Source organism: Saccharopolyspora oryzae, assembly GCF_027853915.1.
Lineage (GTDB): Bacteria > Actinomycetota > Actinomycetes > Mycobacteriales > Pseudonocardiaceae > Saccharopolyspora > Saccharopolyspora oryzae.
Window position 1 is genome coordinate 53,937 of the sequence record NZ_JAQGLA010000014.1, and the last position, 14,250, is coordinate 68,186.

14 protein-coding genes are annotated in these 14,250 nt (G+C 70.6%); 5 read left to right on the forward strand and 9 right to left on the reverse strand.

Annotated elements, in window-relative coordinates:
- The first annotated feature begins 50 nt into the window (after positions 1-50).
- Entirely contained in the window at positions 51-1,037 is a 987-nt protein-coding gene (gene dapD / locus OU415_RS12505) for a 2,3,4,5-tetrahydropyridine-2,6-dicarboxylate N-succinyltransferase (protein ID WP_270948845.1), read from the forward strand.
- 115 nt (positions 1,038-1,152) lie between these two features.
- A complete protein-coding gene (locus tag OU415_RS12510) occupies positions 1,153-2,088 on the forward strand; it encodes a CHAD domain-containing protein (protein WP_270948846.1) in 936 nt (311 codons plus the stop codon).
- A 38-nt stretch (positions 2,089-2,126) separates the two neighbouring features.
- Here the strand turns inward: OU415_RS12510 and dapC are convergent, their stop codons facing one another.
- The 6 genes from dapC to typA form a co-directional block, all read right to left on the reverse strand.
- Positions 2,127-3,248, reverse strand: coding sequence for a succinyldiaminopimelate transaminase (gene dapC / locus OU415_RS12515; RefSeq protein WP_270948847.1), 1,122 nt, complete (start codon positions 3,246-3,248; stop codon positions 2,127-2,129).
- Entirely contained in the window at positions 3,245-3,565 is a 321-nt protein-coding gene (gene fdxA, locus OU415_RS12520; RefSeq protein WP_093152999.1) for a ferredoxin, read from the reverse strand. Before fdxA ends, dapC begins: the two co-directional genes overlap by 4 nt.
- Before the next feature lie 469 nt (positions 3,566-4,034).
- The gene (locus OU415_RS12525; RefSeq protein WP_270948848.1) at positions 4,035-4,400 is read right to left on the reverse strand and encodes a hypothetical protein; all 366 of its coding nucleotides are present in this window, start codon (positions 4,398-4,400) and stop codon (positions 4,035-4,037) included.
- Positions 4,397-5,308 (reverse strand): N-acetyl-1-D-myo-inositol-2-amino-2-deoxy-alpha-D-glucopyranoside deacetylase, encoded by a 912-nt coding sequence (gene mshB, locus OU415_RS12530; RefSeq protein WP_270948849.1) that lies wholly within the window; start codon positions 5,306-5,308, stop codon positions 4,397-4,399. The genes OU415_RS12525 and mshB overlap by 4 nt, the downstream gene beginning before the upstream one ends.
- 97 nt (positions 5,309-5,405) lie before the next feature.
- A complete protein-coding gene (locus OU415_RS12535) occupies positions 5,406-7,160 on the reverse strand; it encodes an ABC transporter family substrate-binding protein (protein WP_270948850.1) in 1,755 nt (584 codons plus the stop codon).
- Positions 7,161-7,673: 513 nt separating this feature from the next.
- Positions 7,674-9,587 (reverse strand): translational GTPase TypA, encoded by a 1,914-nt coding sequence (typA, locus tag OU415_RS12540; protein ID WP_270948851.1) that lies wholly within the window; start codon positions 9,585-9,587, stop codon positions 7,674-7,676.
- A 369-nt stretch (positions 9,588-9,956) separates the two neighbouring features.
- On the opposite strand from typA, the gene OU415_RS12545 reads away from it, so the two are divergent.
- Complete coding sequence (locus OU415_RS12545; RefSeq protein WP_270948852.1) at positions 9,957-10,127, forward strand: hypothetical protein; 171 nt, start codon at positions 9,957-9,959, stop codon at positions 10,125-10,127.
- A gap of 43 nt (positions 10,128-10,170) precedes the next feature.
- Here OU415_RS12545 and OU415_RS12550 read toward each other — a convergent pair whose 3' ends face one another.
- Positions 10,171-10,482, reverse strand: a complete 312-nt coding sequence (locus OU415_RS12550) for a YciI family protein (protein WP_270948853.1) — start codon at positions 10,480-10,482, stop codon at positions 10,171-10,173.
- Positions 10,483-10,686: 204 nt separating this feature from the next.
- On the opposite strand from OU415_RS12550, the gene trpS reads away from it, so the two are divergent.
- Positions 10,687-11,652: a tryptophan--tRNA ligase gene (gene trpS / locus OU415_RS12555; RefSeq protein WP_270948854.1), complete on the forward strand. Its 966-nt coding sequence runs from the start codon at positions 10,687-10,689 to the stop codon at positions 11,650-11,652.
- 123 nt (positions 11,653-11,775) lie between these two features.
- The gene (locus OU415_RS12560; RefSeq protein WP_270948855.1) at positions 11,776-12,444 is read left to right on the forward strand and encodes a Uma2 family endonuclease; all 669 of its coding nucleotides are present in this window, start codon (positions 11,776-11,778) and stop codon (positions 12,442-12,444) included.
- On the opposite strand, the gene OU415_RS12565 is transcribed toward OU415_RS12560, so the two are convergent.
- Together OU415_RS12565 and OU415_RS12570 are read right to left on the reverse strand one after the other, a co-directional pair.
- Positions 12,441-13,289: an NUDIX domain-containing protein gene (locus OU415_RS12565; protein WP_270948856.1), complete on the reverse strand. Its 849-nt coding sequence runs from the start codon at positions 13,287-13,289 to the stop codon at positions 12,441-12,443. The two genes, OU415_RS12560 and OU415_RS12565, sit on opposite strands and share 4 nt — an antisense overlap.
- Before the next feature lie 109 nt (positions 13,290-13,398).
- Positions 13,399-14,085, reverse strand: coding sequence for a response regulator transcription factor (locus OU415_RS12570; RefSeq protein ID WP_270948857.1), 687 nt, complete (start codon positions 14,083-14,085; stop codon positions 13,399-13,401).
- Positions 14,086-14,250: the final 165 nt, after the last annotated feature.

The following is a 14,250-nucleotide window of genomic DNA, read 5'->3' on the forward strand; positions in this document are numbered from 1 at the left end:
CCGCGACCCCGTGCGGGCCGCCGCCACCTGCGCCGATTACCGTTCCCGGTATGAGTGCACAGTCTCCCGATCCGCAGACCACGGGCGCCCACGGCGTGGGCCTGGCCACCGTGACCGACGACGGCACGGTGCTCGACACCTGGTTCCCGACCATCCGGCTGGGTGAGCCGGGCCAGTCCGGCACCAAGCGGCTGTCCGCCGACGAGGCGGCCGCGTCCCTCGGCGAGGCCGGTGCGGCGCTGCTCGGGCGCGACGAGGCCCGCGGGGTCGAGGTGATCGCGGTGCGCACCGAGATCGGTCGCCTGGCCGACGCCCCGGTCGACGCGCACGACGTGTACCTGCGGCTGCACCTGCTGTCGCACCGCTTGGTCCGGCCGCATGGGCAGAGCCTCGACGGCATCTTCGGCCTGCTCGCCAACGTCGTGTGGACCAACCACGGCCCCTGCCCGGTGGAGGGCTTCGAGGCGACCCGGCTGCGGCTGCGGGCGCGCGGCGCGGTCACCGTCTACGGCATCGACAAGTTCCCGCGCATGGTCGACTACGTCGTCCCGTCCGGCGTGCGCATCGGCGACGCCGACCGGGCCCGGCTGGGCGCGCACCTGGCCAGCGGCACGACCGTGATGCACGAGGGCTTCGTGAACTACAACGCGGGCACCCTCGGCGCGTCGATGGTCGAGGGCCGGATCTCCGCGGGCGTCGTGGTCGACGACGGCTCGGACGTCGGCGGCGGCGCCTCGATCATGGGCACCCTGTCCGGCGGCGGCAAGGAGGTCATCTCCATCGGCGAGCGCTGCCTGATCGGCGCCAACGGCGGCGTGGGCATCTCGCTGGGCGACGACTGCATCGTCGAGGCGGGCCTGTACATCACCGCAGGCACCAAGGTGACGCTGCCGGACGGCACCATCACCAAGGCCTCGGAGCTGTCCGGTTCGGACAACCTGCTCTTCCGCCGCAACTCCACCACGGGCACCGTCGAGGTGACCGAGCGCGCGGGCGGCAAGGTCGAGCTCAACGCGGCCCTGCACGCCAACGACTGACCGAACGACCCAGCGGGGCCGGCCGACACCACGTCGACCGGCCCCGCTGCCGTTCCGGGCCGGTTGGGCCGATCGGACCAGGCGGGGGTCGGAGCGGGCGTTTTTATCATTGGTGATGGCTAGCAGCTGGCAGCACCGCGACCTGGCGGACGTCGTCGACCTGCCCGCCGAGCCGGTGGCGGCCGATGCGCAGGCCTCCATCGCCGAGCACGTGCGGGCCGGGCTGGACACCCGGCTGCGCGCGCTGATCGCGCACGATCCCGGGACCAGGCTCGGGACCGATCCCGAAGAGCTGCACCAGATGCGGGTCTCGGTGCGTCGGATGCGCGCGATGCTGCGGGCCGCGCGGCCGTTCCTGGACCAGGGCTGGTCGGAGCCGCTGCGCGCGGAGCTCGGCTGGCTGGGGCGCGCGCTGGGCCCGGTCCGCGACCTCGACGTCCTGCTGGACCGGCTGCGCGAGGAGAGCGCCGACCTGCCCGAGGGCGAGCGGGCCGCGGCCGCCCGGCTGATCTCCGGCCTGGAGGCCGAGCACGGAGCCGCCCGCATCGAACTGCTCACGGCCTTGGGCAGCGACCGCTACCTCGACCTGCTGCGCGCCGTGGCCACCGCCGTCCGCAGCACCCCCGAGGAGTCCGATGTGGACAGCGCGCGGGAGCTGCGCGCACTCGTGCTCGGCGAGTTCCGGAAACTCCGAAAAGCGGTGGCACGGCTGCCCGAATCCCCCGCCGACCCCGACCTGCACGCACTGCGCATCCGGGGCAAACGGGTCCGCTACACCGCGGAGCTCGCGCAACCCGCGTTCGGCAAACCGGTGCAGCAGCTGATCAGAGCGACCCGCCGCTTCCAGGACGTGCTCGGCGAGCACCAGGACGCCTGCGTGGCCGAGGAACGCGTGCGCGCCCTGCTCCACGACTTCGGCGACGAGGTCGACGCGGCGGTGGCGTTCGTGGCGGGCCGCCTCGTCGAACGGGAGCAGACCCGCAAGGCCGAACGCCGCGCGCAGTGGTGGGAGACCTGGGAAGCCCTCACCTCAGCGGCGGAAGCCGTCTGACGCAGGAGGGTGCCGGTTCCAGACCGGCACCCCTCCGGTCACTCCGCCAAGCGCTTGGCCGCGGTGGCGATGCGCTCGTCCGTCGCCGTCAGGGCGATGCGGACGTGGTGGCCTCCGGCCGGTCCGTAGAAGGTGCCCGGTGCCGCGAGGATCCCCCGCTGCGCCAACCAGTCCACCGTCTGCCACGAGTCCTCACCGCGCGTCGCCCACAGGTACAGGCCCGCCTGCGAGTGGTCGATCCGGAAGCCCGCCGACTCCAGCGCGGGCCGCAGCACCGCGCGCCGCGCCGCGTACAGCTCGCGCTGCGCGCTCACGTGCGAGTCGTCGCTGAGCGCCGCGGTGATCGCTTGCTGCACCGGGCGCGGGACGATCATCCCGGCGTGCTTGCGCAGTTCCAGCAGGCGCCGCACCAGATCCGGGTCACCGGTGATGAACCCGGCGCGGTACCCGGCCAGGTTCGAGGACTTCGACAGCGAGTGCACGGCGAGCACGCCGCGCCGGTCCGCGCCCACCGAGGGGTGCAGCACCGACACCGGCTCGGTGTCCCAACCCAGCGCCAGGTAGCACTCGTCGGAGGCGATCACCGCGCCGAGCTCCTGCGCGGCCCGCACCTGCTCGCCCAGCTGCTGCGCGTCCAGCACGCGACCCGTCGGGTTCGACGGGGAGTTCAGCCACAGCAAGGTGGTTCCGGCCGGCGGCAGCTCACCGGGCGCGAGGCGCACGACCTCGGCACCGGCGATCTTGGCGCCCACCTCGTAGGTCGGGTACGCCAGCTCCGGGATGGCCACGACGTCGCCGGGCCGCACGCCGACCAGCGTGGGCAACCAGGCGACGAGCTCCTTGGAACCGATGGTCGGCACCACGGCGTCGGGCTCCAGCCCGGTGATCCCGTAGCGGCGCTGCAGCGACGAGATCGCCGCCTCGCGCAGCTCGGGGGTGCCGTGCGTGGCCGGGTAGCCCGGCTCGTCGGCGACCTCGGCCAAGGCGCGCTGCAAGTTCTCCGGCACCGGGTCGACCGGGGTCCCGACGGACAGGTCGACGATGCCGTCCGGGTGGGCCTTCGCCGCGGCGGACTGCCGGGCCAGCGAATCCCACGGGAACTGCGGCAACTGCGGACCGCGGGGCCCGGACGTCGCGTCCGGGCCGGTCGCGGCGCTCATTCGCCCTGCGGGGGCAGGCTCTTGATGGGCTCCACGTCGAAGTCCTTCTTGCCCACCTTCGCCGCACCACCCGGCGAACCGAGTTCGTCGAAGAAGTCGACGTTCGCCTTGGTGTAAGCGGCCCACTCGTCCGGCACGTCGTCCTCGTAGTAGATGGCCTCCACCGGGCAGACCGGCTCGCAGGCACCGCAGTCGACGCACTCATCGGGGTGGATGTAGAGCATCCGCCCGCCCTCGTAGATGCAGTCGACAGGGCACTCCTCGATGCAGGCCTTGTCGAGCACGTCCACGCAGGGCTCGGCGATCACGTAGGTCACGGTTGCACTCCTGCTCGAAGCGTTGTCCTACTCGCGCGCAGGAACCTCCTGCCGCGACTGCTGACAGTATCTCCCCTACCCACCCAGGACGCGTAACCGGTCCACAGCTCGGGAGCGCTGGCAACTCTACGATGCGGGCGTTAACGCCGTAAACCACTTCGGCCCCCGAACGACCCGCTGCGCACGCGTCCGACGTGGTCGATCAACGTCCGAACACCGACGTGCGCTACGCCACATTGGCACCGGGTTCAGTGCCTGCCACGGATCCTGGCTTTTGATCTTTGATTCGTCGTCAGGCGAATAACCCACCCTCGCAACTCGCACCGCCGCGGGTTCTCAGACGTCGCCTGGCGAGGACGGCCCGACTGCCGTGTATTGGCATACATAAAGTTGGGCACCCGCAGTCCAGGCGGCGTCTGAGGTTCCGCTACCGGCACCGCTACGCAAAACGAGTGCTTCAGACAGCTGTTCAGGCGTTCGCGCGCTTGCCCAGGACGATTCCCAGCATCATCGCGCTCGGCAGCGCACCGGCACCGAGCAGCAGCAGGGTCCGCCAGTCGTTGCCGAGCAGGACCATGTCGCCGCCCGGGCCGAGGACTCCGAACACGAGCACGGTCAGGAACCACACCACCAGCGGCGCCCCGGCGACCCGGCGGTGCGGGGAGAACCTCGCGGCCTCCGCCACCAGCAGCGGCGTGGTGACGGCCGCGAGCGCCGCGGTGATCGGGAACTGCACGGCGCCGATGTACGACGGCAGGAAGAGCAGTTCGACCAGCGCCAGGATGACGGCATCGACGAGCAGGAAGCCGAACACCACCCGGTCCAGGGGACTCAACGGTCGCCCACCGGTTCGGTGCCGCTCACCCCGAGGCCACCGAACAGGTCCGACTCGCAGCCCTGCGGATCACCGCTGGCCAGCACGTAGTGCTCGGTCGGGACGATGGGCTGCGCGACACCGTTGGACAGCGCGTAGGCCGCGATGCCCTCGCCGTGGTCCCACCGGTCCAGCCACACCTTGACCTGGGTGCCGTGCGCCCGCAGCGCGCTGATCTTGGCGGGCAGGTGCTCGGACACGTCGATCACGGTGGTGATCTCGTCGTCCTGGACGCTGGCCAGCTCGTGCGGTTCGGGCAGTTCGAAGGGCATGTCCTCGACTTCGGCCAGGGCGGCCAGGCCCTTCTCGATCGTGCCCTGCGACGGCACGGCGTAGAAGACGCGCTGCACGTCGGGCACCTGCGCGGCGGCGGCCACGGTGACCTCGTGCGCGCGGACGTGGTCGGGGTGGCCGTAACCGCCGTCGGCCGCGTAGCTCACGACGACCTGCGGCTTGACCTCGCGCAGCACGTCGGCCAGCGCGCCCGCCTGCTCCTCGCCGTCACCGATCGCGAAGGCCCGGGGGTGCGCGTCCGGCAGCGCACCCGCCTGTCCCGGCTGCTCCCAGAGCATCCCGGAGTCGCGCCAGCGGCCGATGCCGCCGAGGAACCGGTGGTCGGCCACCCGGAGCGCGGCGCACGCCGAGCGCAGCTCGCCGACCCGGTAGCCGCCGAGCTGGTCCGCCTGGTCGGCGGCCAGGCCGCGCAGGCTCTCCGGGATGACCTCGCCTTCCTCACCGAGGGTGCAGGTCACCACGAACACCTGAACGCCGCGGGCGGCGTAGCGGGCGATCGTCCCGCCGGTCCAGAGGCTCTCGTCATCGGGGTGTGCGTGCACCAGCAACAACCGCGGTGGGGCCGTCAGCTTCACCGGTCCAGCCTAATCTGCGGCGCGCACCACACGACGGACGGCATTCGCATTGCTCCGGATGATCTAGTGCCCAACAGCGAACAGCTCAACCCGGACATCAGTAGCCGTCGCTGTCGGCGTAGGTCCCGAGCCAGTCGGCCGCCGTCGAGAACGGACCGGACAAGCCGTTGCCCGGCTGAACGCCCTTGGCCTCCGGGCGCACCGCCAGCACCTGCGCCTGCTGGTACAGCGGCATCGCCACGCCCGACCGCCACAGCACCGGCTCCACGATCGAGGACGCCTCGTTGAACGGGATCTTGCCGGTCATGGCCGCGTCGATGGTCGGCTGCAGCAGCTCGTCGCAGTAACCGGCCGCGTTGTGCGGGAACGGCTGCTCGGTGTCCGAAGCGACGCCGGGGCAGCCGTAGGCCGAAGCCATCGTCGCCGCCGGGTCACCACCGGCCGGACGCGGCGCGATCGCCATGTCCACCGAAGCCACCGCACCGGACGCCCCGGCCTTCGGGTTCGCCGACAGCATCTCGCCGAACAGCTGGTCCCCGGTCGGCGTCACCACAGTCGCCTGGATCCCCTGCTCGCGCAGCTGCCGCGCGGTCTCCTCCGCGACCCGGATGTAGGACTCGTGCTCGAAGGGCGCGGCGATGACCAGGTTCAACGGCCGCCCGTCGCGCAGCCAGGCACCGCCGCTGCGGTGGTAGCCGGCCTCCTCGAGCAGCTTCTGCACCCGCGCCGGGTCGGGCTTCTCCGGGAACGCACCGGCCGGTTCCGTCGGGTTGTAGCCGGGCTCGGACGGCGCGAGGACCTGGGCGTGCGACTGCATCTGATCGGCCGGGCCACCGCCGGTGCCCGACTCGATCAGCGCCGGGCGGTCGAGCGAGGCGAGAACGGCCTGCCGCACCTTGATGTCGGACAGCACGCGGCTGTCCGGGCGCAGCAGCACCTCCACCGTCGCCGGCCGCGGCACGTTGATCAGCTTCACGGAGTCGCCGAGATCGCGCAGCGCCTGCATGGTCCCGCTGTCCGCGCCGAAGACCGCCAGGTGGCTGTCGCCGCTGCGCAGCGCCTCGACCTGGCGTCCCTTGTCCAGCGCGCGCAGCACGACCCGGTCGGACTTCGCGGGCGGACCCCAGTACCGGTCGTTGCGCTCCAGGATGATCTCGCCGCGGTCCAGGTCGATCTGCCGGATCGCGAACGGCCCGCCCGAAGCCGGGTAGCCGTCGTCCAGCACCGTCGACCAGCCGCGCGGCGCGTCCCGCAGCAGGTGCGCGGGGAGCAGGTTGTTGAACAGCGACTGCCAGCCGGGGAACGGCTTGGAGAAGGTCACGTCGACGGTCTTGCCGCCCTGCCGCGACGCCACGTCGTCGATCAGCTGGTAGCCGGCCGCGTCGGACACGCCGGGCTGCGAGCGCAGCTGCTGCCACAGGTAGACGAAGTCCTCGGCGGCGATCGGCGCGCCGTCGGACCAGTTCGCCTCGCGGCGGATCCGGTAGCGGACGGTGAACTTCTCCTGGTCCGGCACCACCTCCACCGACTCCATCAGCGTGGTGTCCAGCTGCAGCCGCCCGTCCGGGCCGGGCCGGTGCACCGACGGCAGCATCAGGCTGGCCAGCGCCGAGCTGGTCGGCGAGAGGTCGGCGAGGGTGTGCGGGTTGAACCCGCCCTCCAGCTCGTCGACCCCGACCACGACCTCCACCGGCATCGGCTGCTTGGACGGCGCGGTGGTCGTCGGGGGCTGCGTCGTCGGGGTTGGCGACACCAGCGGCGGTGGCGGTGCGTTGGTGCAGGCGGCCACCAAGCTCGCGGTTGTCACCAGCAGGGAGACCGCGACCAGTGGGCGGCGTCGACCCTGGGACACGCCGAACCTCCCCTTCACGTCTGATCCCCCGAACGCGCCCCGGTCACCGGGGCGCCTCGCACGTGCTGAAGACGCGCGAAGGCCCTCCATGGTTCCTTCCGCCGACCAGAAGATCGACACCGGGGTAGGTGCCCAGTCTGCTCGCCGCCCGCCCCGCGTGCCCGCGAAACGGAGAAATCCCGGCCCGGAGGCGGGAAAACCCGGCAATCCGACATCGCGGACGTACCGACCACGCCTGGAGCCAGAGGGGCTCCCGTCACCGGGAGCCCCTCTGCACCACTGCTCGAAATTCAGATCCCGTCTTTGATCCTCGTTGTCCTTGATGCGCCGCAGGCGCATAGCCCACCCCCGGCGCTTGCACCGCCGCGGGTTCTCAGCGTTCGCCTGGCGAGGACGGCCCAGCCGCCGTGTATTGGCATACATAAGGCTGGGCACCCGCAGACCAGGCGGGCGCTGAGGTTCCGCCACCCGCACCGCCACGCAAAACGAGCCCGGAGACAGGTTCTCAGGCGCTCAGCCGTTGTCGCGCGCCTTCGCGCGGGAACGCTCGCGGGCGCGGGTGGTGCTGTCCAAGGTGACCTTGCGGACGCGGATCGCTTCCGGGCCGACCTCCACGCACTCGTCCGCGGAGCAGAACTCCAGCGCTTCCTCCAGCGCCAGGGTCCGCGGCTTGGCCAGCCGCTCCAGCTCGTCCGCGGTGGACGACCGCATGTTGGTGAGCTTCTTCTCCTTGGTGATGTTCACGTCGAGGTCCTCGGCGCGCGGGTTCTCCCCGACCACCATGCCCTCGTAGACCTCGTTGCCGGGCTCGGTGAAGAAGCTGCCCCGGTCGGCCAGCTGCAGCAGCGCGTAGGTCGTCGCCGAGCCGGCCCGGTCGGCCACCAGCGAACCGGTGTGCCGGGTGCGCAGCTCGCCCACCCACGGGAAGTAGCCCTCGAAGACGTGGTTGGCGATGCCGGTGCCGCGGGTCTCGGTGAGGAACTCGGTGCGGAAACCGATCAGGCCGCGCGAGGGCACCACGTAGTCGAGCTTGATCCGCCCGGTGCCGTGGCCGTCCATGGTCTCCATCCGGCCCTTGCGACCGGCCAGCAGCTGGGTGATCGCACCCAGGTGCTCCTCCGGGGCGTCGATGGTCAGCCGCTCGAACGGCTCGCACAGCTTGCCGTCGATGGTCTTGGTGACCACCTGCGGCTTGCCGACGGTGAGCTCGAAGCCCTCGCGGCGCATGGTCTCGACCAGGATGGCCAGCGCCAGCTCACCGCGGCCCTGCACCTCCCAGGCGTCCGGCCGCTCGGTCGGCAGCACCTTCACGCTGACGTTGCCGATCAGCTCCGCGTCGAGGCGGTTCTTCACCTGCCGCGCGGTGATCTTGGTGCCGCCGTTGCGGCCGGTCAGCGGCGAGGTGTTGACGCCGATGGTCATCGAGATCGCCGGGTCGTCGACGGTGATCCGGGGCAGCGGCTCCGGGGCGTCCGGGTCGGCCAGCGTGTCACCGATGGTGATGTCCGGGATGCCGGCGATGGCGACCAGGTCGCCCGCGGAGGCCTCGGCGCACGGCACGCGGTCGAGGTTCTCGGTGATCAGCAGCTCGGTCAGCCGGACCTTCTCGACGGTCCCGTCCGCACGGCACCAGCCGACGGTCTGGCCCTTGCGCATGGTCCCGGCGTGGATGCGGCACAGCGCGATCCGGCCGAGGAACGACGAGGCGTCCAGGTTCGTGACCAGCGCGCGCAGCGGGGACTCGACGTCGGCGACCGGCGCCGGGACGTGCTTGAGCAGCACCTCGAACAGCGAGTCCAGGTTCTCCTCGTCGGGCAGCTCGCCGTCGACCGGCTGGGCGATCGACGCGCGACCGGCGCGGGCGGAGGCGTACACGACCGGAAGGTCCAGGATCGCCTCCATGTCGAGATCGGCCTCGCCGTCGAGCTCGCTGGCCAGCTCCAGCAGCAGGTCGTGGGTCTCCTCGACGACCTCGGAGCAGCGGGCGTCCGGGCGGTCGACCTTGTTCACCACGAGGATCACCGGCATCCCGGCGGCCAGCGCCTTGCGCAGCACGAACCGGGTCTGCGGCAGCGGGCCCTCGCTGGCGTCGACCAGCAGCACCACGCCGTCGACCATGGACAGCGCGCGCTCCACCTCACCGCCGAAGTCGGCGTGACCGGGGGTGTCGACGACGTTGATGGTCACCGGACCGGCGTCGGTCTCCCGGCGGATCGCGGTGTTCTTGGCCAGGATGGTGATGCCCTTCTCCCGCTCCAGGTCGTTGGAGTCCATGACCCGGTCGACCAGTTCGGCTCGTTCGGAGAAGGCGCCGGATTGCCGCAGCATGGCGTCCACCAGGGTGGTCTTGCCGTGGTCGACGTGCGCGACGATCGCGACGTTGCGGAGATCGCTGCGAATGGGGGCGGCGACACTGGTGACGGACACGCGTGGGTACTCCTGGCTCGGCGCGGAAATGCGGGCGCGGCTGGGTTCGTCGACTGCGGGCCGGGTGCGGTGCTGTTCCGGCGCACCTCGTGATCGGGCGCGAACACCTGGTCCTGGCACCCCTCGGGGCACCCCGCCGCGGCTCCACTGCGCCGCTGCTGCAGAGCTGTTCCGGACGGCACCCCACCAGCAGCGGGGCGCGTGCGTCGACGCGCGGCTCGTTCCAGGGTAGTGCAACGCGCAGCCGCATCGGCCGCCGCGTGCTCAGCGCAACACCGGGCGGCCGTCGCACAACATCAAGTTCGCCATCCGAGGTTAGGTTCGCCTACCCTGTGCCCATCCCCCGTCGGAGCGCCGGAGAGAAGCATCGTGGGCAAAGGCACCATCAAGGTCAAGAAAAAATGTTGCCGCTCGCAACCTCCCTGCAAGAGCTGCCCGATCGTGGTACTGCGCAACCTGCTCCGCGAAGCCAAAGCGGACGAGGTCAAGAAAGAGCAAAAGAAGGCAAAGAAAGCGGAAAAGAAAAAGAACGCGAAATGATCTCACCGCGGCGCCCGCCGCGGCCTCGGCCGGTGAGCGGTGATTACTTGTGGGCGACCGGGGTCAACGGGTCGGCGTACTTCGCCAGCTCCGGGATGGTGCGCAGCGCCTGGAACTCGATCACCTCGTAGCGAACCAGCTTGTGCAGGGCAAACGGGTCCGTGGCGAGGATCGCGTCGAGGCGGCCGCGGGACATCGCGCGGGCGATGATCACCCCGCCGCTGCGCGGGTGGCGGTGACCGGCCGCGATGAAATCACCGGCGTCGTAATGCTGGGTGACCCATTCGTAGTGATCTACCAACTGGGCGTCGATTTCCGATTCCGGGGCGGTGTATTGCAGCAGCACTACAAACATGCTTCCACGGTAGCTCTTCGACTTGACCGCTGCCGATCACCAAGCGGTAACATTGATTCGTGCGCGCATTGTCGAACAACTGGTGGACCGCCTCCGGGCGGCCCGACGCAGCGCACTGACGCACTCCGAAATCGGCCGCTCGACCGGGCGGCCGAGCAGTGCCAGGTCGATCCCGGTGGCGGTCGCCGACCACAGGAGAGACCCATGACCCGCTTGTCCGGGATCACCCCGTCCGGCCACGTCCAGCTCGGCAACTACCTCGGCGCGGTGCGGCGGTGGGCCGCCGAACGCGAACCCGAGGACCTGTTCTTCGTCTCCGACCTGCACGCCATGACCACGCCGAACCGCCCGCAGCGGCTCCGCGCGCTCACCCGCGAGCAGTTCGCCGTCCTGCTCGCCGCGGGCATAGATCCGGATTCGGTGTTCGTCCAGTCCGACCTGGCCGGCGAGCTGGGCGCGCTGAACTGGATCCTGGAGTGCACCTGCTCGTTCGGCGAGGCCGCCCGGATGGTCGAGTTCAAGGAGCGCGGCGCCGGGCAGGACGGTTCGCGCGTCGGCCTGCTGACCTACCCGGTGCTGATGGCCGCGGACATCCTGCTGCAGGGCGCGAGCCAGGTGCCGGTCGGCAGCGACCAGGACCAGCACGTGGAGCTGGCGCGCACGCTGGCCCGCCGGTTCAACTCGCACTACGGCCAGGTGTTCGTCGTCCCCGAGGCGGTGGTGCCCAAGACCGCGGCCAGGGTGCGGGACCTGGCCGATCCGGGCCGCAAGATGGAGAAGTCCAGCCCCCAGTCCCCCGGCGTGGTCTTCGTGCTCGACGAGCCGGACGTGATCCGCCGGAAGTTCCGCCGCGCCGTCACCGACGGGCTGGACCGGATCCGCTACGACCCGGACGACCAGCCGGGGGTGGCGAACCTGCTGGAGATCCTGGCCGCCTGCACCGGCACGAGCCCCTACACCGCGGCCGGCTCGACCAGCACTTACGCGGAGCTGAAGGACGTGGTCGCCGAAACGGTGATCGAGGAGCTGCGCCCCCTGCGCCGGCGCACCTTGGAGCTGCTGGACGACCCCGCCGAGCTGGATCGCATCCGCTCCCACGGAGCGAAGCGGGCGACCGAACGGGCCCAGCCCCGCCTCCAAGCCGCCTTCCACGTCACCGGCCTGCGCTGATCGGCCCCCGGGGGACGCCTTCAGGTGGACCGACCACCCGAAGGCGTCCCCCATCGTCCATTCGTTCACCAGTTCGAGTGGAGCACCTGGCGAACCGATGATCAGTGCCGACAACCTGGGCTCATGAGTACTGCGACTGAAGGCAACACCGCGTTCTTGGCCGAGAGGAGCTCCACCGTGGCTGCACCGTCGTTCGACCCGCACGCCCCGTTCGACCCGCTGGTCGATCTGGACGGCTTGTGGACGCCTGAACTCGCCGACAGGTACCTGCCGATCCCGGGGATGCCCCCGGCCAAGCACGAGTGCCTGGGCGGAAAGCTGATCACGAGCCCCTACGAAGGTTCAGCGAACATCTACGCGGCTGACGAGCTCTACATCCGCATGCGAGCGCCCGCCCGGCAACTCGGCGGAAACGCCTACACCACGCTGAACCTCGAAATGCCGCAGTTCTCCTCGCTGCGCTGGACCCAGCCGGACTTCGCAGTGCTTCGGGAGCCCGCACGCGGACGTGTCTGGATTCCAGCCCAGGCCTTCCTACTGGTCGGCGAATGCGTGTCACGGTCGACACGCCGAAACGACTACGTCGACAAGCCCGCGGAGTACGCCAAGGCCGGTATCCCGTACTTCATGCGTGTTGAGATCAAGTACGAGCAGGAACGCGCGTCGGTGGAATTGCTGCGGCTCGAAGACGGAACCTATCGCGATCACGCGAAGGCTCTGAGCGGCCAGACCTTCGAGACGGACCTGCCATTCCCGCTGTCGTTCGACCCCATCGAACTGCTGGAGCTCTAAGCCTCGGCCAGGAGGTCTCGGAGGGAGTGGACCAAGACTCGGTCGGCGTCGAGCCAGTCGAGGTCGGTCAGTTCGTCGGGCGCGACCCAGCGGACCTCGTGGTGCTCCACCGCTTCCGGGATCGCCGTCGGGTCGGCCAACTCGGCCACGTGGATGCGCAGCAGCATGCCGTTGTTGAGCGGGACGTCGGTGCCGACCCGGCCGGTGGGGCGCACCTCGACGGCCAGTTCTTCCCGGCATTCCCGGACGACCGCGGCCTGCTCGTCCTCGCCGGGTTCGACCCGACCACCGGGCAGTTCCCAGCGCCCGGCGTCCGGCGCCGGGTAGCTGCGCTGCTGCGCCAGCAAGCGTCCCTTGTGGACGATGGCGGCACCGACGACGACCTCGCGGCTCGCCCAGGACTCGGCGAGTTCGCGCACCGCGTCGATCCGGCGCGCCAGCACGTTCAGCACGAAGCGGCGGCCGATCGCGACGTCGGCCAGCCGTCCCAGCGGCCCGAACGGGGTCGTCCAGTGGACCGAGTCGGTCAGCAGCGTTCGCGGCCCGGCCGCGGCGAGCACCGACTCGTGCCGCAGCTCCGGCAGCAGGCCGGACACCAGCACGGAACTCTGCGCGTCGGCGTCGGCGCGCACGATTCGAGTGGTCAGATCGACCGGGAGGCGGGCGATTTTCGTGTGGAAGACGAGTTCATCACCGGGCACCAGCAGTGCCGCCGGACGGGTCGCGGCGGTGCCGCTGATCCCGATGTCCGCGAGGCCGACCTCCGCCGTTCGCGTGTGCCGCAGCGCGGCCCCCACCGTGGCGACAGGTGCCTCGATCAGTCCCGTGCTCCGCAACACCGACACGTGGAGACATCTTGCCCGACATGGCCCGGCGGGCCGATACCCACCTCCGGGCAGACCCCGACCCCGACCTCGTACTTGTTGCTGAAGCAATCAGTTGGCAGGCCGTTGATCAGGCCGGCTGGGCGCAAACCCGGTAGCCCTGGCCCCGCACGGTTTGCACCATCGCGTCGGCGCCGGCCGCAGCGAGCTTGCGGCGCAGGTAGCCGATGTAGACCTCGACGACGTTCCGGGTGACGAGCTGCTCCTCGCCCCACACCATGCGCAGCAGGTCGTCCTTGGGCACCACCGCATCGGGATGGCTGGCGAGCGCGACCAGCAACCCGTACTCGCGGGGCGAGAGCGAGATCGACTGACCGGCCCACCGCACCTCGCGTCCGGCGCGGTCTATCTCCAGCTCGCCGACCCGCAAGCACATCTGCCTGCCCGCGGTGTCGCGCCGCCGCAGCAGCGCGCGCACCTGCGCGGCCAGCACCAGGAAGGAGAAGGGTTTGACCAGGTAGCCGTCCGCACCGAGGTCCAGTCCGTCGGCCTGGTCGACCTCGCCGTTCTTCTCCGAGATCAGCAGCACCGGGATGGTGACGTCCTGGGCGCGCAGCCTCTCCAGCACCCGGTAGCCGGACAGACCGGGCAGCACGACGTCGAGCACGAGGACGTCGAAGGCGCCGGTGTGAGCCAGGCGCAGGGCCTCGGTGCCGTCGGCCGCGGCGGTGACTTCCATGCCTTCGGCGGACAGCCCTCGCTGCAGGGCTGCTCGGATCCCGGGTTCGTCGTCCACCACCAATACGCGCGGCACCATGCTTTCCAGCATGCCGAGCGGAGGGCGGGTCGGGCGCCGAACTCGCGATCCGTTCTCAGATGGCCACCTGTTTCTCAGGCTGATCTCAGCATCCGGCGACCGTCCGAATTGTCCGCATGACCCGCAGTAGCGGCGGGCTGTGAGATGCCTCGCCGGCTTCGCACG

Coding starts and splice junctions, on each gene's coding strand:
- dapD (WP_270948845.1), top strand. CDS start 51: ATGAGTGCACAGTCTCCCGATCCGCAGACCACGGGCGCCCACGGCGTG.
- trpS (WP_270948854.1), top strand. CDS start 10,687: ATGACCCGCTTGTCCGGGATCACCCCGTCCGGCCACGTCCAGCTCGGC.
- OU415_RS12570 (WP_270948857.1), bottom strand. CDS start 14,085: ATGGTGCCGCGCGTATTGGTGGTGGACGACGAACCCGGGATCCGAGCA.
- OU415_RS12550 (WP_270948853.1), bottom strand. CDS start 10,482: ATGTTTGTAGTGCTGCTGCAATACACCGCCCCGGAATCGGAAATCGAC.
- dapC (WP_270948847.1), bottom strand. CDS start 3,248: ATGAGCGCCGCGACCGGCCCGGACGCGACGTCCGGGCCCCGCGGTCCG.
- OU415_RS12510 (WP_270948846.1), top strand. CDS start 1,153: ATGGCTAGCAGCTGGCAGCACCGCGACCTGGCGGACGTCGTCGACCTG.
- OU415_RS12560 (WP_270948855.1), top strand. CDS start 11,776: ATGAGTACTGCGACTGAAGGCAACACCGCGTTCTTGGCCGAGAGGAGC.